A 21882-nucleotide genomic window follows, 5' to 3' on the forward strand; every position below is an offset into this window, starting at 1 on the left:
CAACAAGAAGTCCGTTATCCACGTGCAGAGACGCACCCATCAGTCCGAGCTTGTTTGAGCAACTCTCATTACGGACTGTCAGAGTCATCGTGGTTACGGGACTCGGCCACAACTTCTCGCCATTTACCCCGATCCGGAAGGAACATCGGGACATTCTGCTGATACAGTTGGTAGTCCTCGCCGAACTTGTCGACCATGTCGCGTTCTTCCTTCCGAGCAAGCCACGCGAAGACCACGATGACAAACGGAAACAAACCGACAGAGAACACTGTTGGCCAGTGAATGATTCCTTCGCCGAACAAAGCGATGAACAAACCGGTGTACTGCGGATGACGTACGTAGCCGTATAGCCCGTCCGTGACAAGTCGATCATTCTGCCGAGCTCGATAGACCTGCCGCCATCCTTGAGCAAACAGTCCGATGCCGACGAGAGCCACGGCATAGCCGAGTAGCATCGAAACCAGCATTCCAGTCTCGCCGAAGCCGACGAGTGTCGACCAGAGATTCGTGCTGGCGGACTCGCGATCGAACCCGAAAAATCTGACTAGCAGATAGATCGTGAGCGGAAATCCGTACATCTCTGCATACAACGCGATGATAAACGCCTGCACCACACCTGCCCCGACCCACTCGCGCCAGCTATCTGGAGCAAAATACCGATAGAAGAACCAGGAAACCACGACGATAACGATTAGTGCGAGTCCCCAGGCTGCGGGGTTAGTAACGGAAAAATCGATTGCTGAAACCATCAAGACGTTCAGAGACATTCTATGGGTCGATTCTCTACCAGAGTAAATAACTCATCCTAGAATGTATCGGGCCCAGGGATACCGTTCCACGAGTGGTACACCATCAACCTTGTACTGTTCAATATACGCATCAAGACCGAGGATACGTCCTGCGCCGAAAGCGGCGACAGAGAGGAAAACGAGCATGTACGCGAAGTCCCCGTTGATGTAGCCGTGTGCGGTGTCCCAGTTCCCGAAGTAGAACAGTAGCATCAGGAACGCGCCCCAGAACGCGGCCAGTCGGGTGAGGAAACCCACGATCAGGCCGAGGCCGATGAGAACCTCGCCCCACGGGACGGCGATGTTGACGAAGTCGACGAACCACCCCGTCTGGCCCATCGAGACGAAGAGATCGGCGAGCGGACTGCCGTTCGCGGGCGGCGCATTCTGGAGGTAGCCGGCCGCGTTGAAACTGCCGGAAAGGACCTTATCTACACCGCTCTGGAAGAACGCGATCCCCATCATCAGTCGTAGTGCAAGGATGAACCAGACGCTCAGGGTGTGAAGCTTCCCGCTCGCCGTAAATCCGCCAATTGAGCTTTGTAGTTGGACTTCTTGTGATGACATACCGTAGACTGATTCGTGGGAATTATATAAAGATGCGTCTCCCCTCCGATTCACGTGAGGAGGTGCCACTGTTTTTCGAGAAGGAGCCGGCTCCGTAGTGTATCACATCCGGCAATCTTCAAGCTGTCTCGAGTTCGAGCGGAGAAACGGGGAAGTGTCCCTATTTTTGGGAGAGTAGCCGTCGGAGGACGAGATGAAGGATGCCTCCGTTTTCGACGTATCGAACGGCTGCAGGCGTACCGACCTGGGCAGTAACCGGGAATTCGACGGTCGATCCATCAGCCCGTTCTGCGAGGACGGTCAGCTCGTCGTTCACGTCTAACCCGTCATCAAGGCCACGGATCGCGACGATCTCCGAGCCGTCGAGGCCGAGCGACTCCCACGAGTCTCCCTCTTGGAACTGCAGCGGGAGGACACCCATACCGACGAGATTGTCACGGAAGATTCGTTCGTAGCTTTCGGCGATGGTAGCACGGACTCCCAACAGATCCGTCCCCTTCGCAGCCCAGTCACGACTCGATCCCGTTCCGAGTTCCTCGCCAGCGAACACGACAAGCGACGTGTCGTTCTCGCGGTAGCGACGACTGGCCTCGAAGACCGTCGTCTGTTCGTCCGTGGGGTTGTGAATCGTGTAGCCACCTTCGACGTCGTCGAGCATCTGATTCTCGATGCGGACGTTCGCAAACGTCCCGCGCATCATCACCTCGTGATTCCCTCGCCGAGCACCGTACGTGTTGAACTCGTGCGGTTCGACACCGCGCTCCACGAGCCATTCCCCAGCCGGTTGCTCGCGACTGAACGGTCCGGCGGGACTGATGTGGTCCGTGGTGACCGTGTCCCCGAGCAACAGGAGTGTGCGGGCGTCTTCAACGTCCGCCACGCCGGGTTTCTCCAGCGGGAAGTCCTTGAAAAACGGCGGCTCTCGGATATACGTCGAAGACTCGTCCCACTCGTAGACGTCACCGCTCGGCGCATCGAGCGCATCCCAGTGTTCGTCCCCCTCGAACACCTCGGCGTACTTCTCCTCGAACATCGCCGAGTCGACGCTATCGTGAACCGCCGTATGAATCTCGTCGGGGTCGGGCCAGATGTCTGCGAGGTAGACTGGGTCGCCCTCAGCGTCCGTTCCGAGCGAGTCGTGTTCGAGGTCGATGTCCATGCGGCCGGCGAGGCCGTAGGCGACCACGAGTGGCGGACTGGCGAGGTAGTTCGCCCGGATCTTCGGATGGATGCGTGCCTCGAAGTTGCGATTGCCCGAGAGGACACTCGTCGTCCAGAGGTCTTCGGCGTCGATCGCGCGTTCGATCGGCTCGGGCAGTGGTCCGGCATTCCCGATACAGGTCGTACAGCCGTAGCCGACCACGTTGTAGCCGAGGTCTTCGAGATACGGAAGGAGGCCCGATTCCTCGAGATATTGGGTGACAACACGACTTCCCGGAGCGAGACTCGTCTTGACGTACGCGGGGACGTCAAGCCCACGCTCGACAGCGTTGCGAGCGAGGAGTCCTGCCGCGAGCATCACCGAAGGGTTCGACGTGTTCGTACAGCTGGTGATGGCGCTAACTACGACGCTCCCGTGGCCGATTTCAGTCGTTTCGCCGTGTACGTCGACTTCGACCCGTTTGTCGAGGTCGCCGACGTCCGGCTCCGGAAGATCGGGGTCCGGTCGGTCATCGGCAGCGCTGCTTTCGCCAAGCCATCGGGTGAGCGCGTCCTCGTCGATTTCGTCCACTTCGTCTTCGAATTCACCGTGGACCAATCCACGGAAGTGCGTCTTCATGTCGTCCATCGGGACGCGGTCCTGAGGCCGCTTCGGCCCGGCGAGACTGGGTGTTATCGTCGAGAGATCGAGCTCGACTGTTTCGGTGTACTCGGGGTTCTGCTCGCCGAACAGCCCCTGGGCGTCGAGATATTCACGGACCAGTTCGATGTGCTCCTCGTCGCGTCCCGTAAGCTCGAGATAATCGAGAGTCGCCTCGTCCACCCCGAACATCGAGATGGTCGAACCCTGTTCGGGTGCCATGTTCGCGATGGTCGCCCGGTCCGGAACAGTGAGGTTCGACACGCCCGGTCCGAAGAACTCGACGAAGCGGTCGACAACCCCGACCTCGCGGAGTTGCTCGGTGACGTGGAGGACGAGGTCGGTCGCTGTCGCACCTTCGGGTAGTTCGCCGGTGAGTCGGACGCCGACGACCTCGGGGAGCTTCATCGTGATGGGCTGGCCAAGCATCGCGGCTTCCGCCTCGATGCCGCCAACGCCCCACCCGACGACGCCGATACCACCGATCATCGGCGTGTGGCTATCAGTTCCGACGAGGGTGTCGGGGAGCAGCCACTGCTCGCCATCACGCTCTCGGGCGTGGACGACCTGGCCGAGGTATTCAAGGTTCACCTGGTGGACGATCCCGGTTCCCGGCGGTACGACGCGGAAGTCGTCGAAGGCCTGTTGGGCCCACTTGAGCGCTCGATAGCGTTCGCCGTTGCGCTCATACTCCAGTTCGACGTTCTTCTCGTATGCGTCCTCAGAGCCGAAGTAGTCGACCTGAACGCTGTGGTCGATGACGAGATCGCACGGGATCTCCGGTTCGACGAGGGTTGGATCCTCGCCCTTGCGCTCAACCGCCGAGCGGAGTGCCGCGAGGTCGACGACGGCGGGAACACCGGTGAGGTCCTGGAGGACGACCCGCGACGGCGTGAACGGAAGTTCGACATCCGGCACGTCAGGCTGCCACGAAGCGACGTTCCGAACGTCCTCAGCCGTAATGGTGTCGCCGTCGACGTTCCGAAGGACGGATTCGAGGAGGACACGAATGCTAACCGGAAGGCGGTCCAGTTCGCAGAGGCCGGCCTCTTCGAGAGCGGTGAGATCCGCCATTTGATAGGCGTCCCCATCGAACTCGAATTCACGTATCGCATCGAAAGGATCAGTTTCGACCATGGAGTGAGCTACGCTTACCCAGCCCTTGAATTGTTGGCTCCGAACAGTCGGAAGACCCAGTCACTGCAGCACTTCATACAGCTGTCGCGAAGGGCCTTCGTTCACAGAATCCGGCTAAGCGCCTCCGTTATCGAGCGAACTCTGACGATACGGAGCCCCGATACAGCCACTTCTGTCGGTTCGTCCGCCGGAATGACCAAAGCCCGTGCATCAAGTCCTCGTGCTGCACGGGCTTTCGTCTCGATCTCCCCAACGGGAAGCAACGCTCCTTCGTCGTCGACGATTCCCGTGATGAGCGTCTCCGGTGTGAGTGACTGCTGGCGGAGGCTGGCGACGAGGGCGACCGTGAGTCCTGCTTCCCAGCTCTTCCCGCGAAGTGCGAGCACACTGTCCGTGGGAGAATCGAACGTGACGTGCGTCGCCGTTCCGGCCAGCGAGCTGTCGGTGAGCCGCGTGGCCGTCGCAATCGCTTCACGAAGCGCGAGCTGGAGGTCGTGGCGGACTTCGATTCCATTCAAATTCACGAACAACTCGCCCTCGCCGTCGGTGAACTCAAATGCCACCGGAACCATGAGGCCGCTATCGGAGCCGTCGACTGCTGGAAGATAGTACCGTGTTGTTGCGGGAAGTGTGGCCCCACCAGCGAGTGTCGCCAGCGACTGAAATCCCTCCCCCGCTCGCGTGAGACCGAAAACCGCACCGGCGCCCCCAAGGCTCCCCAGGCCGAGTCCGGCAAGAAACCCCCGACGCGACAGAGCCGTCTCTTCAATCCGGCCGATTACGTCGTGCTCCGTATCAGCCGACCGAGAGACGGAAGCGGGTTCGTCGGGTGGCATGGTAGTATGGTGACCGGCTACAGTTAGTATTCGTGTGAGTGAGTAACAGGCGGAGGGTAATAAAGGCTCTTCGCAGTGTGGACTTCGAACGGATACGCCTATTTTGACTGACTCTCACGTATGAAACGGTCGTTGTCACATATGCCGTCACAGTACCGGTCACTGGTCGGGTTGACTGTCGTAAGTAGCGTCGTGACCGGTATCGGCGTGTGGAGTGCCTATCAGTTCGAACTTGCCCTGCTTCAGGTGACGACCGCAAGCACGTGGACTCTTCTGGTTGGGCTCATCGAGGAGGCGTTCGTCCGTCTCATCCCTTTGATACTCGTTTTCTACGGCTGGAGCTACTGGCAAGGCGACCTCCTCTCGAAAACCGAGGGACTACTCGCAACCGTGGCCTCCGGTCTGACAGTCGCCTTCCTCGAACTGGTGCTCAAACTCGAATACCTGTCACGTCTCGAGGCGACAGCCCAGTTCGACTCGCTCGTGCTCCCGCTAGTATTCGTTCACCTACCGTTCGCACTCATTGCTGGGCGGTTCGCGTACGCGCTCGGCGAGCGGATTCATCATACCGACGAGGTAGGCTTACCGTCGCTGTCGCGACGAAATCTGGCGGTACTCGGTCTTGGATATCTCGGCCTCGCAGTACTCCATATCGGCTACAATCTACTTGTACGGTAGGAGGGGGAGCGCTGCTGAAACCGTCCGGGAGTGATTAGTGGTCGTCGCCGAGGGCGGTCGAAATCATTCCGTTCAGTTCTTCAAGCTTCTCGCGGACCCGATCGGGCTTGTCGGCCGGCGGATCCTCGAGGGCGACCGCCTCGTGGGGATCCGGTTCACCGACGATGACGCTCCCGATCATCCCGAGGCTCTCGTGGGGCGTGCAGTAGTAGTGGTAGACCCCCTCGGTCTCGAACGTGTGTTCGAACGTTGCGCCCTGTTCAGAGACGATGCCACTGTCCCAGGACGCCGCTCCCTCGGGAACGAGCTGGGGCTGGTCGTTGTCGGAGTGGTACGCGGTCGTTGAGTGACTCCCGCTCTCGTTGTGCCAGGTCACGGTGCCACCGACGTTCACCCGCACGACGTGTGGCTCGAAGTGGTAGCCCCCGTCCTCGGTAATCATGTTTACTTCGGCCGTATCGGACGGCGCTCCGACCGCTTCGTCGTGCCCCCCATCGTCGTCGTGACTGTCCTCGTCGTCGCTGTGGCTAGACTCCGTGCTGGCCTCGTCCTGGCCACTCTCAGTCGTTGATCCGGCCGCTGCCTCGCTGTCGTTGTCCTGAGTCCCCGTGCAACCGGCGAGGCCAATGACTGCTGCACCGCCAGTCAGCTGGAGCATCCGTCGACGCGTGAGTGAATCGGTCATATCATCGGTCACCTTGCAAGTGAACCTACACAGGCAGACAGTATAGTCCGGAACGCAGATTTGCTGGGTCAGCAAATCGGCGTTTCTTTATATACCCGCCCACAGAAATGTAGAATGTGAGTGAAGAGCGAGACATCTCGGGGGTCCTCGCCATCCTCGACGACGACTATGCACGAGCGATCCTCGAGGCGACTCGCCGAACACAGATGTCCGCCAAGGAACTCAGTAATGAGTGCGATATGTCCGTCTCGACGGTTTCCAGGCGAGTCAATACGTTGCTCGAGTACGACTTGCTCGTCGAACGAACGCACATGGATCCCGACGGTCATCATTACAGCGAATACGAAGCCCAGCTCGACCGGGTCGAGGTTCAACTTCTGGAGTCTGGGTTCGATGTCCGCATCGAACTTCGGGAAGACGCCCCCGACAGATTCTCTCGGTTGTGGGATACAATGAGGAACGACTAACCATGCACATCGGTCTCGTCATCGCAAAACTCGTCACCATGGCTCTCGGGTTCGTGATCGCATACCAAGCCTATCGAGGATACCGTCGATCCAACAGCCAATCGATGTTGTACCTCGCCGTCGGCTTCGCAATTATCAGCTTCGGCGCTATCATCGAAGGGGTCTTATTCGACGTTGTTGGCCTGACGTTCCATAACGCTGGAATAGTGGCGACAGTAATCGTCGCGCTCGGGATGCTCACGATCCTGTACGCCCTGTACGGACGCGACCCGCGGAAACTGGAGGAATAAGAATGGTGGACGCAACAACAGCGATTCTTGTAGTCGTTCGCTTGCTCGTTCTCGCACTCGGTATTCTGATCACGTACTACAGCTTCGAGGCGTATCGACGAACGGGCACGTACTATATGCGAAACGCCGCGATCGGATTCGGGATCATCACTCTCGGTGTCTTCATTGAAGGAGTGCTGTTCGAATTCGCGGGAGTTGACCTCGCTGTCGTCCACGTCATCGAATCAGTCGCCATTGGCCTCGGATTCGTGGTTCTTCTCATCTCGCTTCGCCGGTAGCTCCAGACACCTCTCTGGAAACGCAAGCCGAGTGTCTCAAGGCGAGACTAAACGCGATTTACACTGATGAGGTGAGTGCTCCGGAGCTTGCCCCCGATGGCGGTTCACGCTCCTCGAATGGTCAGAACTGGCCCATCAGCGTTCCGGAGAACTCGTTCAGTCACACTTCCGATGAGGTGTCGTGAAATACCGGATCGACCGTGCGTCCCCATAAGGATGAGGTCAACGCTATGCTGGTCACAGTACTCCGATATTTCCTGATGGGGGACGCCGTGGGTTATCTCAGCAGTGACTGCAACCCCGTCAGAAGTCGCTCGAGATCGGACATCTTCGAGGACCGTTTCTCCAGTCTGCTCTAGCACTTGCTGCAGTTCGTCCCATGTCCATCCCGGACGAGACGCGTAGTCACCCCTATCAACAACATAAAGAGCGTGAACTGCCGCATCGTACATCTTAGCCACTTCGAGTGCGTGATAAAAAGCCTCTCGTGCCGGAATACTGCCATCTGTCGGAAATAAGATGCGGTCGAATCCAGCTCGTATCTCGGCTTCAGAACTCGCTTCAGCCGGCTTCGAATTGATGCTAAGGACAGGGATGTTAACAGTGCGGATAATTCGGGTCGTTACACTCCCAAGCAGAAATCGGTCGAGGCCAGTGTGTCCTCGGGTTCGCATACAGACGAGATCGATTCCGGCGTCGGTGATGTAGGATCGGATTTCTCGCGCTGGAACGCCACGGCGGACCTCAGAAACTACGTCGAGATTGTGTTCTGCGGCTCGTGTCGCGATCTGTTGCGTGGCGGCATCCCCAGCGTCATACCATTGGTCTGGAAGCGGCTCCAAATCGGGAGTCAGCGCGGTCAGTTCGAGTTTCCGTTCGATCGGCGAACTGTCGACGACGTGTAGAGCGTGAACGGTTGCATCGTATCGGTCCGCGATGTCGAGCCCGTACGTGATCGCGGGTTCGACGTGATCGCTGCCATCGGTTGGGATGAGGATATCGGTGTACATGGCGTAGTTCTCCGATTTACCGTGTGAAGGAGTTGTACAGCCAGGCGAAGGCGTACACGAGGACGAAGCTGGCCACCGCGGCTTCAACCATACCTGCTGCTGTCCCGACGATGGTCGGTTCGAAGAACAGGTGCCACTGTTCCATTGCCTCAATCCCCTGCTCGTAGACTCCAATCGCTCCGAAGACGCCGAAGAGCAGCATCACGACGGCAGAGACGACGGCAGCTGCACCTGCCAGCGCCAGTGCGTCGAGGGACATCGTGCGGGGCTTGGATTCCATGTCATGCGCGTCCTGAGTTCTGGTAGTCGTGCTCATATGTAGAGATACGCCTGGCTCATTCAATCGAGTTTCTATTACAATTCGAAAGAACACCCGGCTGGGTAACGAACCACGATAAAATGCGGGGACAGAAGCAGGATATTGCGTCGCTGTCTGGGTAATTAGTCGTTCAAAAGGCCATAGCGATTCACCAACTGGAGCCCGAACTCCCAGTATTAAATTAGTGAGAGGGCATTTCAAGCAGGGAGTTGTTGTCTCTGGTGGTTTGTGCTTTCGAATGCAAATTTTATAGAGGGTCACAAGCCCATATTTCTAAGGGCAATTGACAAAACAGAGGCTTGTGATGGTCTACGTATGAAGGCCGCCCTCGTCGACGGAATCCTCGAATCGTTGCGGATCGGTGTCGGCTTTCTCTGGACAGCGGCCTGGGCGATTATTATGGGCCTCACGATTACGAGCCTCGTCCAGGTCTACGTCTCCAAAGAGCGGATGGCCCAAGTCCTTGGGGAAGGGGATCTGAGCGGACTCACGAAGGCAACGGTCTTCGGTGCTGCGAGTAGCGGCTGTAGCTTCGGTGCAGTAGCGATTGGTAAGGGACTGTTCAAGAAGGGAGCACACACAGTGAATTTCCTCGCCTTCATGTTTGCCTCGACAAACCTCATCGTAGAATTGGGGCTGATGATCCTGATTCTGCTGGGGTGGGAGTTTCTGGTCGCCGAACTCCTCGGCGGCCTCATCCTTATCGCCGTCATGGCGCTCCTGGTCCATTTGACTCTCCCGGAGAACCTCTTCGACGAAGTTCGGGAGGAACTGAATCAACGTGATCACGAACACGGCGTCACCGAGGATCCGACCTGCGGGATGGAGGGCAAAGACGAGTACTCGCTGACGACCGACGGGGGTGAAACGGTGAAGTTCTGCTCGAAGGGGTGTATGGAGACATATCAACAGGAAATCGCCAGTTCCGGTGGGTGGCGTGACGAACTCCTCTCGTGGGGCGGGTGGTACAAGGTCGGGAACCAGTACCGCAAGGAGTGGTCGATGATCTGGAAGGACGTCATCGCGGGCTTTCTGATCTCAGGGTTCGTCATCGTCTTCGTCCCGCAGTGGGTGTGGAACACGCTCTTCCTTCAGGGCGACAGTTTGCTGGTGAGCGCAGAGAACGCCATCATGGGCGTGACGATCGCTGTCCTCAGCTTTGTCGGCAGTATGGGCAATGTCCCCTTTGCCGTCGCGCTCTGGGGCGGTGGGATCAGCTTTGCGGGCGTCATCGCGTTCGTCTACGCCGACCTCATCACGATTCCTGTCCTCAACGTTTACCGGAAATACTACGGCTGGAAGGTGATGCTGTACATTCTCGGCATCTTCTTCGTGACGATGGCCTTCACAGGCTTCCTCATGGAAGAACTGTTCAACATCCTCGGAATTGTTCCAAACCTCGCCGGCGGTGAGACTGCGACCGAACAAACGTACTTTGAGATCAATTACACCTTCTATCTCAACATTATCGCGTTCGGGCTCTCCGGATTCCTCCTCTACGTCTACCGGCGTGGCCTCGGTGCCCCCGGCCAGTACCGCGATCCGGTCTGTGGAATGCGGACCGACGAGAAGGGACCGACCGTGACCCACGACGGGGAAACATACTACTTCTGCTCTCAAGCCTGTAGGCAAAAATTTGAAAAGAAGCCGAATGAATTCGCTCATCAGAAACCAGAATTTCAAGATCACAGTCACGACCACTAACGCCAGTAGAGTGGGATAGTCATTTGTCTAGATTCGAACTCTTTTTCATTATCAGTGGAGAGTGCTTCACAAATCAACACTTAAACCGCTCCCAGCCTGTTTTGCCCTATGACAAAAACAACAAGCGAAATCCAATCTCTCGGTCAGATTCTCGAATCGAGTACGTGGCTTAACTTGATACTAGCCATCCAGCTGGTGGTTGGAATCACTTACGTGTATGTGACAGGTGATACCGTGGGACGATGGACTCACTTCGTTATACCGTTTATTTGGTTTACCGCATCTGGATGGGTTTTATGGCATACCCGTCCCCCTACAACGAGCTGGATATACCGAGTCGGTGCCGGGTTATTTGTCGCAATCTACTTTCTCATTATGTTATATTTTTCAGGCTTAGTCGGCCCATCTACCTCCCACCTCGGGCAACTCACTGGGGCCACCGATTACGGCTTGACGTGGGGGCGCTCACTAGGCTGGAGCCCCGTTCTACTCTACACTGGGAATATAATTACAGCTACAATCATACCCTATCAAGCAGTCGGCCTGTTCGCAATGGCATATCTTGTATATGACGCAGTACTGAGCTTTTCTCAGTCAGCGGTTGGGGGCGTTATAGGAATCGTGGCGTGTCCGGCCTGCGTCAGCCCAATCGTGCTAGCACTTGTGGGCGGAGTGGGTGGCACTACAACGACAATATTGTTCGGTACCTATGGATATGAATTTGCGACAGTCCTATTTCTTTTAGGGCTAGCTATTCTCTATCATCGAAATCGGCTTGCGATAGTAGTCTCGCAGTTACAGGGGAGCTAACTCGATCGAATACGTTCTACCCACTTTGCGCCAGCGTTACAACGGTTAGCTGGGAGAATATTGACGGGTCGTGGGACACACAGAGGGGATAGACAGCCACACTGAACTGTTCGTATCTATCGAAACTGGTACAGTAATGACTCGCGAACACCAGATAATGAATGGTAGCTATTCCGGACTGAGGTGGAGTATATGAATAAACGGCGAGCGGACTTCCTCGCCAGTCTCCTTGTCACTGCTGTCCTCCTCATCGGCAGTGCGCTCGGTTGGCAAGCCTACCAGCAAAAACAATCCATCGAGCAAATGGGGTCGATGATGGGAATGGATTCATCGGTAGGGGCGATGCATGGGACGAACCCCATCTGGTACATCGGTGGGACTCTTCTCGTCTCAGCGGTCATTATTGGGGGATATCTTTTGATTCGGAACGACCTCACTAACACAGCTGTACCCGACGACACGCAGGCCAAGACGGAGAGTCAAACTGTTTCCGAGACGGATAACTCGCCCGAGGAAGCGGCCCAATCGAGCGGCGTTATCAATCCAGAATCTCAACCGCAGGCACGTGTGTTGGACCTGCTGCCCGATGACGAACGTCGTATCCTCGAGCCAGTCCTCTCCTCACCCGGCATCACCCAGATCGAATTGCGGGACCGATCGAACTTCTCGAAGAGCAAGGTGAGTCAGACAGTAAGTGCCCTCGAGAAACGTGGGCTGTTGTATCGTGAACGCCAGGGGCGAACGTATCGTATCTATCCAAGTGATGATTTACAGGAGAATCAGGCATAGTAACTACCCTGCTACGCAGTCGTTACTCGCTTTTGCTCGCACGTTGAGGACGGAACTCGCGCCTTCCATGGAGGAAATGACCTACTATCTTGGGGCAGTTGCCCCTCCACCCACGGACATTCGCCTTGTTTGACGGTCGAAACTTGGTGATCAGCAGTTCCCGCCCAATAGGGTGACTTATCAGACACTCTCCAGCCACGAGCCTCCTTTTTATATTGGACTGAGATAAGAAACTGTGGGTTCGCCCAAGCGACCCATTCGGTATCGTGCTAAAGCAGTGGCCCATCCGCCGCTCTGAGCCTTCAGAACGTTCAGAACTGCTCAGGCCGGTCGGTATCTCGACTTTGGATTGTTAAGAGCAAAGTGCTTGATTTATCGCCCCGTACATTAGATGCGGGGTGAAACCGAATGGCAACTGATCCCGTCTGTGGAATGGACGTCGACGAAACCGATGCAGCGGCTACTGCCGAGTACGATGGTCAGACGTACTACTTCTGTGCCGAAGGATGCAAGGACACGTTCACCTCGGCACCGGAGGAATACGTCTAAACGTCACAACCACCGAGAAAGCCCCGCGTCTGGCGTCGTAGCTTCCCCCTCAACCCACCCCCCTTTCCCCACCCCCGGTTCATCTTTCAATGACACAAAATGCGATTGACGACACGGATCGTGAGATCCTCCGACTCCTCGAGGAGAACGCACGTCGTTCGTACAATGAAATCGCTGAAGCAGTAAATCTCTCAGCCCCGTCTGTTTCGGCGCGTATCCGTCGATTGGAACAAGACGGCGTTATTCGTCAATTCACAGTCGACACCGATCGAACGCAGTACGAAAACCGGGTGCGTATCATGGTGCGTTTCCAATCTGTACTCGATAGTGCGGACTCACTTCGAGAGTCAGTTATCCAGGCCCCATACGTGGAACACGTATTCACAACTGCTGAAGGTGAGATTATCGCCGTGGCGACTCCACCACGCCCCACAATCGGAAGCTGGGTGCAACAAAATATTCCACTGAGTGATGTCCGGCGATACGATGTGCAATTGCTGTCGAGCATCACCCACTCCACGTATTCAAACGGAACGGAGTCTACACTTACATCCGCAAACTGTGGGAGCACGGTTCGCGAAGACGGATTAGCCTCGCGTGTTGGTGGTTCCCTCCAACAGTTTTGTTGCGAAGAATGTGAATCTGCATTTCGGAAACAGCATGAGGATTCCCCAGGATAACGGGGACTATTTTTTCAATAGGCCGAGCAGGCCAATTGCCGCAGGGTCTGCCCCCGAGCCGGTTCACGAAACGTGGGAAAAGCGGGGAGCTCCTCGAATTCGGCGGATATGAACGGTCGCATCTCTGAAAAACAGTTATAACGCTCTATACACGCTCTCGAACGTTCTCCTGCGTGGATTCACACCCACGTCGATAACCCCCGAGCGGTCCTACGAGTAACCGAGGAGAAAGACAATGACTAATTTCAAACTCGGCCGCTGGCTGCTGGTGGCACTCGCGATCATCGGACTCGCGTTCGCCGCCCCCGCGGTCAGCGCACACGGCACTGACACGACCGCAGACGACGCGCCCACGGACAATACCACCGCAGATGAATGGGCCACGTGGATGGAGGCACAGATGACCGAACACATGGGCCCTGGTAGCGTCGAGTGGATGGAGTCGCACATGGGTGTGACCGTCGACGAAATGGCCCAGGACATGGCTGACGAGGAATACCACGACGGGACTGACGACGACTACAACGGCGGGATGTACGGGCAGGGCCACTGCTGATAGGCCCTGACCGTTTCGATCGCTTCGACTGAACGCAATTCACCAATCCACAATAATGACGCAACTCACCACGCACATCGGACGCACTGCTCGTCGACTCACGATACTCGCTGTTCCGCTGTTGGTCGCGGCGACTGGAACGGCTGCTGCCCACGGTAGTGGAAGCTACGGCGGCGGTATGATGGGCGGCGGCTGGGGCGGAATGGGCGGACTCGGCGGCTTCGGGATGCTCGGAGGCGGAATGTTCCTCTGGCCGTTGCTCCTGATCGGACTCGTCCTGCTCCTCATGTACGGGACTAACCGCGAAGAACAGACCTCGAAGACGGATACTGCACTCGCTGAACTCCGCGAGCGCTACGCGCGGGGTGAACTCTCGGACGAGGAGTTCGAGAACCGACGATCCTCGCTCACCCAGTGAGTATCAACACCCTCCGTCCATGTACCCTTCCACGTCGTCCACATACATTCGTATTGCCGGCTGGCACCTTCAGGGGTGCTACAGCGACCACGAGAGAGTGGACTAGAATGACGGGGCGATTTGCTGGGTCAGCAAACGGACCTGGCCGGTTATGCCTCGTGCAATCGTCCATAGTATTGTGGAGAGAAAGAACGAACACACAAAATGTTGAAAAAGCAACTGAGCTAACCTGACGACAAGGACTCTCCGACTCCGTCGGGGACGACTCAAGCGATCTAAACAGACCTCGGCGTGCGTCGACTCCAGTCACAGACCGAGACGAAATGTGCGTCACGACAAAATCAACCACCACAATGAAGCACTCACAACACAATATCCGAATCGACTCACGAAAACAACGCAGACAGGCTGCCGAACGCCGACGACTCCGCGCATTCACCGCCTCAGAAGCGTCTGGCGGCGCTGGATTGACCGAAGCGGAAGCAACGAAGCTCATCGCAAGCTTGGAAGCCAAAAACACCCGATAGACCAATGACGTATACCATCACCACAACGATCGATGCACAGTTCGACGATGTCGTAACCGCAGTCACGACCGCACTACAGGACGAAGGCTTCGGCATCCTCTGTGACATCGACGTCAAAACGACCCTGAAGGAAAAGCTCGATGTCGACGTAGACCAATACCGGATTCTCGGGGCGTGTAACCCTCCACTCGCCCACGAGGGGCTCGCCGAAGAGCCGGAATTGGGGGCCCTGCTCCCGTGTAACGTCATCGTCTACGAGACGGATGCCGGTGACGTCGTCGTGAGCGCCGTCGACCCCCAGCAACTGGTCGGCATCACGGAGAATCCAGACCTCGACGAGATCGCGGTCGACGTGCACGAACGATTCGAGCGCGTCATCGCAACGGTCTCAGACGAGTTGGGAACGGTGCCAGAGGAGGAGTGACGATGTCTTCGTCGAATCAACTCGACACCACGACTATCGTGCTCCTGATCCTCGGGGCGTTCATCGTCCTCCCGTTGCTCACCATGGGGATGGGGTTCGGAGGGATGATGGGCTACGGAGGGATGATGGGCTACGGCGGGACCACCAGCGGGTGGTGGCCGTTCGTCGGGATGCTCGTCCCGCTCATCTTCCTCCTCATCCTCCTTGGCGGTGGCTACCTCGTCGTCCGACGTGCGAATGAAAGCCAGACGTCTCGAAACCCCGCGATGGAGGAACTCCGCACGGCGTACGCTCGCGGCGACCTCACCGACGAAGAGTTCGAATCCCGCCGCGAGAAACTCGAACGGTCGGAGTAAACTCAACGAGTACACACCCAGGTGCGTATATCCGGAGCCTGTGTATTCGATTTCGTTCGTCAAGCTATTCCCTATCACCACTGTGTGAGCAGGACTTCGAATCGAAGAAATGGGAGACTCTCAGCTTACGATTCTGAATAGTAATGTGGTTAAGTTACAATACCGTAGTATACAATGTGACCGAAGTAATCCTCTTCACCCAAGAGACGTGCGGGGCATGCACAACACAGCGGGAGAAAAACGACGGCCTCGAGGACAAGTATCCGGACGTGCAGTTCCGGGAGGTCGACATCCGGAAAGATCTGGAAACGGCCGAAGAATACGGCGTCCGAAAGACGCCGACGACACTCGTCTACGCGAACGGAGAGCAGACCGCCGAGTTCATCGGCATCGTCGACCGGAACGACCTCGAGTCAGCCATCGAGCGCGCGACCCAGCAACCGTCTGGACTCGTCCAGCGCCTCGTCGATGCCGTGCGAAAATAACGACCAGCAGACCGATTCAAACCACATGACGAACTATAACCGACGTCAGTTCCTGGGAGTACTCGGTGCCGGCGCAATCGCCGGTGTAGGATCACTCAGCCAGCGAGCGCACAGGAGACGCCCGTCGTGAAGATGGGCAACAACTACTTCGACCCGATCGGACTCCACGTCGAACCCGGCACGACCGTTCGCTTCGAGCTAGCGGCCGGAGCCCACTCGGCGACCGCCTACGAGAATCGGATTCCATCCGACGCCAGCGCATTCAACAGTGGAACCATCTCGTCGGGATCCTTCGAGTACACGTTCGAAGAGCCAGGCACGTACGACTACTACTGCATCCCGCACAAGTCGGTCGGGATGGTCGGCCGCATCGTCGTCGGCAGCCCCGGCGGCCCGGCCGAGGAGAGCTCAATCCCCGACGGCGAGGTCCCCGATAGCGAGACGATCGTCCAGAACGGCGCCGTGGCCATCGGCTCGGACGTCGACGGAAGCGGGAGCACCGGTGGCGGCATGATGGGGCCCGGCGGAGGGGGCATGATGGGTGGCTCGAGAGGCGGGTGGGGCGGCGTCCCGTTCGTCGGCGGGCACTCGGAATGCTCGGCTTAGCTGGCGGACTCCTCTATTGGGCACTAGGACGAGGTGACGCATCTCCCGAGAGCGATGATTCCGCGATGGAAACCCTCCAACGCCGTTACGCACGAGGCGAGATCGACGAAGAAGAGTTCCAGAAGCGTCGTGAGCGGTTGGAAGACAGGTGAAACGCCTCGTCGATGTTCGGTAAGTCAGCGAATCGCGTCGGGTGCCCTCGATCGATCCGTCCGGCCGCGGATACCACCTTCGTTCGAGCGCGTCGTCACGTCGTTCGAGTTCCGCGGTAGTACACCCACACGGCGAGGAGTCCGACGACGAGGAGATAGCCGGCCCCCCAGCCGAGCGACGCAGCCGTGTCCAAGTCCGTCGTGAGTCCGGTATCGACCATCACGCGGACGGGATGGTAGCCCGGGAAGAGTTTCATCCACCACTCGGGTTCAGACTGGACGAACAGCGGGTCCTGAAACAGTCCGATATCGATCATCGGGAGGATCAACATAATCCACAGGCCGGCCAGGCGGTTGAAGACGGCGCCGACGAGCATCCCAATAAGTCCGTAGGTAACTGAAAGGACGAGCATCGCGGCGACGAACCACCACAGCTGTTCGGGCTGGAAGTCGATGAGCATCACCCCGACGGAGACAGCGACCACGACAAGCGTGATGACTGCAAGGACGCCGAACCGTGCGGCGATGACCTGCCGTGCTCGGTAGCCGACGACAGCGAGGCGGCCGTCCGTGTCTCTCGCCTCGCGCATTAGGAATAGACCGGCCAACCCGACGATGAACGAACTCGTGATCGGTGTCATGATCACGCCGTGGACCTCGGGCATCCCCCGCATCACGGTCGTCGTCTCGCCGTCGACGAGCGTCCGGACCGGCATCTGGACGTCCTGGGTGACCGCGAAGGCGAGCGTGATGAACGACACTGGGAGGACGACCAGGAGCGCTACGAGGACGTAGTTGCGGGCGTGTTCCCGGAGCCCGATACCGAACGCCGTGGCCGTTCGGTTCACGCTGACCACCCCCCGGCCGTGCGCATCGTCGCACCGAATACGGCAGTCACGAGGACGAGCAACACGAGAAGGTACCCGCCGACGAAGACGAGGTCACCCGCAGCGAACGTACCGTCGAAGGCGGCCGACTGGAGGAGTTCCTTCGGATGATACAACGGGAAGTACCGGACGAAGTCGGGGACGTCCGCGGCGAGCGGGCTGTCGCCACTGAGGAACGCGTCCATCATCGCGAGGAAGACGACGACGAGCGACCCCTCGAACAGTCGCGGAAGCACTGCGCCGACGAGCGCACCGAGGAAAGCATAGACGACGCCCGCGAGCGCGAGGAACGCGAACACAAACAGGGGTGCTTCGACGTCGATCGTCAGCCAGAGGACGCCGAAGTTCACCCCCGCGACGACGATCGTGACACCCGCGAGAGTCGCCAGCCGCGTCGCGAGCAGCGTTCGTGGCGCGTACCCGGTCTGAACGAGCCGTCGGTCAGCCTCCCGGGCACTGATCATCTGGACCAGTCCCATCAGCCCGGCGATGATGGCGACGCCGAAGATCGCGCCGAGGAGGCGTCCCAGGTCGAGCGGAATCCCCTCGACGGTCGGCATTGACGGCAGTCCGGCCATCGCCTGGCCCCACCCCTCGATGACCACGAGCGGGAGCACCAGCGCAAGGACGACGTTCAGAGGTGTCCGGACAAACGTCTGGAGATTCGCCCGAACGCCGACGACGAACCTATTCATGTTCCCCCTCCGGGTCGCTCCTGAGTTCGCTCTCGGTCTCTTCGTCGGTCACGTCGTGAACCAGTCCGTTCCGCACCTCGAAGACGCGGTCGAGGCGACTCCGCTCCTCAATTAGGTGGGAGATCATGACGACGGCAGTGCCGTCGTCCGCGAGGTCCTGTGCCATGTCCCAGAATCGCAGGTAAGTCTCCCAGTCGAACCCGGTGTAGGGTTCGTCGAGCATGAGAACGTCCGGGTCGTGCATCAACGCGATGCTGAGGTTGACCTTCTGTCGGTTCCCACCGCTAAGCTGGTCGACCCGGTAGTCAAGGTACTGCTCGAAGTCGAGTTCGTCCGCCAGTCTTTGCTTCGCCGCGTCGATCTCCTCGCGACTCATCCCGTACCCGGCGCCGAAGAGCCGGAAGGTTTCAGAGACGGTCAACCGATCGTAGAGCAGGGGTTCCTGCGGACACCATCCGACGGTTCCATACCGTTCGACCGTGCCCGCGTCGTGGTCGAGAACCCCGACGAGAATCTCCATCAGCGTGGACTTGCCCGACCCATTCTCGCCGACGATGCCGACGATCTCGCCGGCACGGACCTCGATATCCGCACCGGTGAGAACGGGCGTCGACCGTCCCAACGGAAGTCGTGACCCGTAGGTTTTCTCGAGAACGTTGCCTCGAACGAGCGTCTTGCTACCATCGACCGTCTCCGTGGGCGCCGTGGTCATTTCCATACGTGGAAAGACGTTCTACTCATTCAATCGAATTGTTGTTAAGAATCGAAAGTTAACCCCGTCAAATTACCCTGAGATCGGGTTGTATCACGAAGAGAGCAATGGATAGCCAACGATTTGGCATTCCTTTTGTCTCCAAACAGGAGTAGACTTGGTCGGTAGCCGTCATGAAAATCAGACATCTATCAGGCCCCGAACATAGTGTTGATGCGGTTTTCAAGTCAAGGTTCGAGTATCCATGGTTCAGTGCTACATCTGTGACTCGGAATGCGCTCGCGACGATGAGGTGTTCGTCTGCGAGCACTGCGGGATCTCCTGCCACCGACACTGTATGGCGGAATACGACACCGATGTCTGCCCGAAGTGTGTCGGCGAGCCGATGATCGGAGCGATCGAGTTCTAGTCGTTCCTTGTCACTCACACACCGCCTTCAGCCCGGAGGCGGAGTATATCGATGGTCAGCTGGCGAAATGCGTTTTTGACTCGTGCCCGTAGCACAGGTATGTCTACGACCGTCGAACTCCCCAACGTTGATGAGACGTGCGCCTACTGCAGGTCGCGTATCTTCGACCACGACCCGATCTGTGTGCGCGACTGTACCGACGACTGCGGGTCGCCGACCTACTTCTGCAACTACGCGTGTCTCTCGACCTACGTTGACGAAAACAACTTGACGACTGGCAACGCGTGTGAGTGGTCGCCCGACGACCCCGACTGCTGCTGAGTGGATTCGCCCCAAGCAAGACACAGAGCGACGTATTAGCCGCCACCCAACCTAGGAACCACCAACGGAGCAGTACTGGCCGTCCAACTTTATGAATGCAGCCAACGAAGTCCGTAGTGGTTCACTATGTCAAAAGAGCGCACGTCCGACGGCCTGCTCCGCATCGTCCTGATCGTCCTCGCGGTGATCGTCCTGTTCCCGCTGTTGATGATGGTGTTCGCGATGCCGATGATGGGCATGATGGGCTGGTGGTGGGGTGGTGGCATGGCCGGCGGCCTCTCACCGCTGTGGGGTATCGGAATGATGCTCGTCTGGCTCGTTGTCCTCGTCGGCATCGGCTACCTCCTCTATCGCGGCCTCGTCGGTGGTGTCGGGTCGTCGCTGACCAGCGATAGAGCACTCGAGGAACTCCGAGTGGCGTACGCTCGTGGCGACCTCTCCGACGAGGAGTTCGAGGAACGGCGTGCGAAACTCACCCGCGAGGAGTCGCAGTAGTCTGCAATCATGTCCTCGACAGTACAGCGACGCGAGTTTCTCACTGCGCTCGGAGCCGGCATCGCAGGTCTCTCCGGATGCGTTGGAAATCTCCCGGGCAGTGGCGACGGCGTCGACAGGACGATCTACGTCGGAGGCTACCACTGGGGCTTCGTTATCATCGGTGCGAGTCTGTTCGCCTACGACGTTCTCAAGAAACGCTTCGTCCGCCGTGACGAACCTGATTCCATCTCTGACGGAACGATCATCTCCCGGCGAATCTTCGCCGAAGGAGACGCGGGTTCCGAACTCGACAACGATTAACGCCCCCAATCACTCGTGTTTCGACGATATCGACGCTGTTAACGTTCTCTTCACGGCGTGCGATTTCATCTGCCAATTCGTTTCACCCGGGTGATCGTGCGCGACACGGGGAACACGGGTCCTGAATGGGGTGACCAGAAGATCCAACAACAACGGAGTCTCTCACCATGGACCGAGTCAGTAAATATCGTTATGAGTCACTGGCGTCGCTTACGATTCCCGCTGAGCGCGGACGAACGCTCGCCGCAGGACGGTCAGCAGGACGTACGTCTCGTACTTCTGGTTCCGACAGTGGTCACACGGCTGCATCTCCGTTGTGATCTCCTCGATAGATTCCTCGTACTCCTCCGTGAGATGGTTCAGTGCCTCCGTGACCTGCGGCTGGATAGCATCCGTCATCTCCTCCACGGCGGCATCAGCCGAACCCGGTAGTGAGTACGAGAGGACGATCGTGTTCGCGTGGTAGTACTTCGTCGTGCCGCCACGCCCCTCCTCAAAGCGGACGACGTCTACGAGTCCGGAATCGCGGAGTTCGTTGATGTGGTGCCGAACGGTGTTTTCGGTCCGCTCGATCCCTCGATCGGTGAGTCGGTCGTGAACCTCGCCTGCCGTCCGTGCCTCATCGGCCAGTATGTCGAGGATCATCGCTCGCATTGGTTCGTCGATGGCGTCCGAAACGCGGGTATCCCTAATCGCGATGTCGTCGAGATGGTGGTCGGCACCGGAACTGCTCATAATGGGACTGTGAGACACGTGCGGGAAAAGGTAGCGGCGAACACTGCTGTCGAGCACTTCGACCGGACGACTGGCCTGCGGTCGGATCGAGTCGAAGCCCTAGACGACCTATTGGACTGTTCCAACGACCTATATCTCTATTCAAACATATCATCTAAAAAATGTATATAGCGGTCCGGGTGCTACGTAGAACTGTGATGAACGAAACGACCCAACTCCGTGTGATGGACTTCGACTGCCCGACCTGCGCGAGCACCGTTGAACGCGCCCTCTCGAACGTCGACGGCGTCCAGAATGTGAAAGTCCACTACACGACCGGCCGAGTCGAGATCGAGTACGACGACGACGTCGCTGACCCCGACGCCTTCGCACAGGCCATCGAAAACCAGGGCTACACGCCCCAGCCCGCCTAG

The 21882-nt window shown here is 58.1% G+C and carries 30 protein-coding genes; 19 read left to right on the forward strand and 11 right to left on the reverse strand.

The window, feature by feature from the left end:
- Window positions 1–68 precede the first annotated feature (68 nt).
- From Hrr1229_RS17875 to Hrr1229_RS17890, 4 genes are all read right to left on the reverse strand, one after another.
- Entirely contained in the window at window positions 69–767 is a 699-nt protein-coding gene (locus tag Hrr1229_RS17875) for an isoprenylcysteine carboxylmethyltransferase family protein (protein WP_255212610.1), read from the reverse strand.
- A gap of 33 nt (window positions 768–800) precedes the next feature.
- Window positions 801–1355 carry a DoxX family protein gene (locus Hrr1229_RS17880; protein ID WP_123115039.1) on the reverse strand — a complete coding sequence of 185 codons (555 nt, stop codon included), beginning with the start codon at window positions 1353–1355 and terminating at the stop codon, window positions 801–803.
- 160 nt (window positions 1356–1515) lie between these two features.
- The gene (gene acnA, locus Hrr1229_RS17885) at window positions 1516–4293 is read right to left on the reverse strand and encodes an aconitate hydratase AcnA (RefSeq protein ID WP_123115040.1); all 2778 of its coding nucleotides are present in this window, start codon (window positions 4291–4293) and stop codon (window positions 1516–1518) included.
- A 101-nt stretch (window positions 4294–4394) separates the two neighbouring features.
- Window positions 4395–5129, reverse strand: coding sequence for a hypothetical protein (locus Hrr1229_RS17890; RefSeq protein WP_123115041.1), 735 nt, complete (start codon window positions 5127–5129; stop codon window positions 4395–4397).
- Between the two features lie 120 nt (window positions 5130–5249).
- Here Hrr1229_RS17890 and Hrr1229_RS17895 point away from each other — a divergent pair, with 120 nt between their 5' ends.
- On the forward strand, window positions 5250–5807 hold the full coding sequence (locus Hrr1229_RS17895; protein WP_255212611.1) for a hypothetical protein: 558 nt from the start codon (window positions 5250–5252) through the stop codon (window positions 5805–5807).
- A gap of 34 nt (window positions 5808–5841) precedes the next feature.
- On the opposite strand, the gene Hrr1229_RS17900 is transcribed toward Hrr1229_RS17895, so the two are convergent.
- Complete coding sequence (locus Hrr1229_RS17900) at window positions 5842–6492, reverse strand: plastocyanin/azurin family copper-binding protein (protein ID WP_123115212.1); 651 nt, start codon at window positions 6490–6492, stop codon at window positions 5842–5844.
- A 116-nt stretch (window positions 6493–6608) separates the two neighbouring features.
- Between Hrr1229_RS17900 and Hrr1229_RS17905 the strand changes: the two genes are divergently transcribed.
- From Hrr1229_RS17905 to Hrr1229_RS17915, 3 genes are read left to right on the forward strand one after another with little or no spacing between them, the layout of a single operon-like run.
- Window positions 6609–6959 (forward strand): helix-turn-helix domain-containing protein, encoded by a 351-nt coding sequence (locus Hrr1229_RS17905; RefSeq protein ID WP_123115043.1) that lies wholly within the window; start codon window positions 6609–6611, stop codon window positions 6957–6959.
- Between the two features lie 2 nt (window positions 6960–6961).
- On the forward strand, window positions 6962–7249 hold the full coding sequence (locus Hrr1229_RS17910; RefSeq protein WP_123115044.1) for a hypothetical protein: 288 nt from the start codon (window positions 6962–6964) through the stop codon (window positions 7247–7249).
- Between the two features lie 2 nt (window positions 7250–7251).
- Complete coding sequence (locus Hrr1229_RS17915) at window positions 7252–7527, forward strand: hypothetical protein (RefSeq protein ID WP_123115045.1); 276 nt, start codon at window positions 7252–7254, stop codon at window positions 7525–7527.
- A 104-nt stretch (window positions 7528–7631) separates the two neighbouring features.
- Here the strand turns inward: Hrr1229_RS17915 and Hrr1229_RS17920 are convergent, their stop codons facing one another.
- Window positions 7632–8537, reverse strand: coding sequence for a universal stress protein (locus Hrr1229_RS17920; RefSeq protein WP_123115046.1), 906 nt, complete (start codon window positions 8535–8537; stop codon window positions 7632–7634).
- Between the two features lie 16 nt (window positions 8538–8553).
- On the reverse strand, window positions 8554–8817 hold the full coding sequence (locus tag Hrr1229_RS17925) for a hypothetical protein (RefSeq protein ID WP_255212612.1): 264 nt from the start codon (window positions 8815–8817) through the stop codon (window positions 8554–8556).
- A gap of 354 nt (window positions 8818–9171) precedes the next feature.
- On the opposite strand from Hrr1229_RS17925, the gene Hrr1229_RS17930 reads away from it, so the two are divergent.
- From Hrr1229_RS17930 to Hrr1229_RS18355, 11 genes are all read left to right on the forward strand, one after another.
- Window positions 9172–10560 carry a permease gene (locus tag Hrr1229_RS17930; protein ID WP_123115047.1) on the forward strand — a complete coding sequence of 463 codons (1389 nt, stop codon included), beginning with the start codon at window positions 9172–9174 and terminating at the stop codon, window positions 10558–10560.
- A gap of 1002 nt (window positions 10561–11562) precedes the next feature.
- A complete protein-coding gene (locus Hrr1229_RS17935) occupies window positions 11563–12159 on the forward strand; it encodes a MarR family transcriptional regulator (RefSeq protein ID WP_123115214.1) in 597 nt (198 codons plus the stop codon).
- A gap of 408 nt (window positions 12160–12567) precedes the next feature.
- Window positions 12568–12708: a YHS domain-containing protein gene (locus Hrr1229_RS17940; protein WP_123115048.1), complete on the forward strand. Its 141-nt coding sequence runs from the start codon at window positions 12568–12570 to the stop codon at window positions 12706–12708.
- Window positions 12709–12797: 89 nt separating this feature from the next.
- Entirely contained in the window at window positions 12798–13388 is a 591-nt protein-coding gene (locus tag Hrr1229_RS17945; protein ID WP_123115049.1) for a winged helix-turn-helix transcriptional regulator, read from the forward strand.
- A 235-nt stretch (window positions 13389–13623) separates the two neighbouring features.
- The gene (locus Hrr1229_RS17950) at window positions 13624–13944 is read left to right on the forward strand and encodes a hypothetical protein (RefSeq protein ID WP_123115124.1); all 321 of its coding nucleotides are present in this window, start codon (window positions 13624–13626) and stop codon (window positions 13942–13944) included.
- 55 nt (window positions 13945–13999) lie between these two features.
- Complete coding sequence (locus Hrr1229_RS17955) at window positions 14000–14362, forward strand: SHOCT domain-containing protein (protein WP_123115050.1); 363 nt, start codon at window positions 14000–14002, stop codon at window positions 14360–14362.
- A gap of 531 nt (window positions 14363–14893) precedes the next feature.
- Window positions 14894–15313 carry a DUF302 domain-containing protein gene (locus Hrr1229_RS17960; RefSeq protein ID WP_123115051.1) on the forward strand — a complete coding sequence of 140 codons (420 nt, stop codon included), beginning with the start codon at window positions 14894–14896 and terminating at the stop codon, window positions 15311–15313.
- Between the two features lie 2 nt (window positions 15314–15315).
- Window positions 15316–15669, forward strand: a complete 354-nt coding sequence (locus tag Hrr1229_RS17965; protein WP_123115052.1) for an SHOCT domain-containing protein — start codon at window positions 15316–15318, stop codon at window positions 15667–15669.
- Between the two features lie 176 nt (window positions 15670–15845).
- Window positions 15846–16154, forward strand: coding sequence for a thioredoxin family protein (locus Hrr1229_RS17970; RefSeq protein WP_123115053.1), 309 nt, complete (start codon window positions 15846–15848; stop codon window positions 16152–16154).
- A 132-nt stretch (window positions 16155–16286) separates the two neighbouring features.
- Complete coding sequence (locus Hrr1229_RS18350; protein ID WP_255212623.1) at window positions 16287–16760, forward strand: plastocyanin/azurin family copper-binding protein; 474 nt, start codon at window positions 16287–16289, stop codon at window positions 16758–16760.
- 65 nt (window positions 16761–16825) lie between these two features.
- Entirely contained in the window at window positions 16826–16912 is an 87-nt protein-coding gene (locus tag Hrr1229_RS18355; RefSeq protein WP_255212624.1) for an SHOCT domain-containing protein, read from the forward strand.
- A gap of 95 nt (window positions 16913–17007) precedes the next feature.
- On the opposite strand, the gene Hrr1229_RS17980 is transcribed toward Hrr1229_RS18355, so the two are convergent.
- Genes Hrr1229_RS17980 through Hrr1229_RS17990 form a run of 3 tightly spaced genes read right to left on the reverse strand, consistent with a single transcriptional unit; the run spans window position 17008 to window position 19212 of the window.
- Entirely contained in the window at window positions 17008–17760 is a 753-nt protein-coding gene (locus Hrr1229_RS17980) for an ABC transporter permease (RefSeq protein ID WP_123115215.1), read from the reverse strand.
- Window positions 17757–18494 carry an ABC transporter permease gene (locus tag Hrr1229_RS17985; protein ID WP_123115055.1) on the reverse strand — a complete coding sequence of 246 codons (738 nt, stop codon included), beginning with the start codon at window positions 18492–18494 and terminating at the stop codon, window positions 17757–17759. The genes Hrr1229_RS17980 and Hrr1229_RS17985 overlap by 4 nt, the downstream gene beginning before the upstream one ends.
- Entirely contained in the window at window positions 18487–19212 is a 726-nt protein-coding gene (locus tag Hrr1229_RS17990) for an ABC transporter ATP-binding protein (RefSeq protein ID WP_176329443.1), read from the reverse strand. Before Hrr1229_RS17990 ends, Hrr1229_RS17985 begins: the two co-directional genes overlap by 8 nt.
- A 502-nt stretch (window positions 19213–19714) precedes the next feature.
- Between Hrr1229_RS17990 and Hrr1229_RS17995 the strand changes: the two genes are divergently transcribed.
- The 3 genes from Hrr1229_RS17995 (at window position 19715) to Hrr1229_RS18005 (ending at window position 20734) form a co-directional block, all read left to right on the forward strand.
- A complete protein-coding gene (locus tag Hrr1229_RS17995; protein WP_058365172.1) occupies window positions 19715–19936 on the forward strand; it encodes a hypothetical protein in 222 nt (73 codons plus the stop codon).
- 126 nt (window positions 19937–20062) lie between these two features.
- A complete protein-coding gene (locus Hrr1229_RS18000) occupies window positions 20063–20431 on the forward strand; it encodes an SHOCT domain-containing protein (protein WP_058365173.1) in 369 nt (122 codons plus the stop codon).
- A 9-nt stretch (window positions 20432–20440) separates the two neighbouring features.
- Window positions 20441–20734 (forward strand): hypothetical protein, encoded by a 294-nt coding sequence (locus Hrr1229_RS18005; RefSeq protein WP_058365174.1) that lies wholly within the window; start codon window positions 20441–20443, stop codon window positions 20732–20734.
- A 210-nt stretch (window positions 20735–20944) separates the two neighbouring features.
- Here Hrr1229_RS18005 and Hrr1229_RS18010 read toward each other — a convergent pair whose 3' ends face one another.
- Window positions 20945–21469 carry a helix-turn-helix domain-containing protein gene (locus tag Hrr1229_RS18010; protein ID WP_123115056.1) on the reverse strand — a complete coding sequence of 175 codons (525 nt, stop codon included), beginning with the start codon at window positions 21467–21469 and terminating at the stop codon, window positions 20945–20947.
- A 197-nt stretch (window positions 21470–21666) separates the two neighbouring features.
- Between Hrr1229_RS18010 and Hrr1229_RS18015 the strand changes: the two genes are divergently transcribed.
- Window positions 21667–21882, forward strand: a complete 216-nt coding sequence (locus Hrr1229_RS18015; protein WP_006667201.1) for a heavy-metal-associated domain-containing protein — start codon at window positions 21667–21669, stop codon at window positions 21880–21882.

The sequence above is a fragment of the Halorubrum sp. CBA1229 genome (genome assembly GCF_003721435.2).
Lineage (GTDB): Archaea > Halobacteriota > Halobacteria > Halobacteriales > Haloferacaceae > Halorubrum.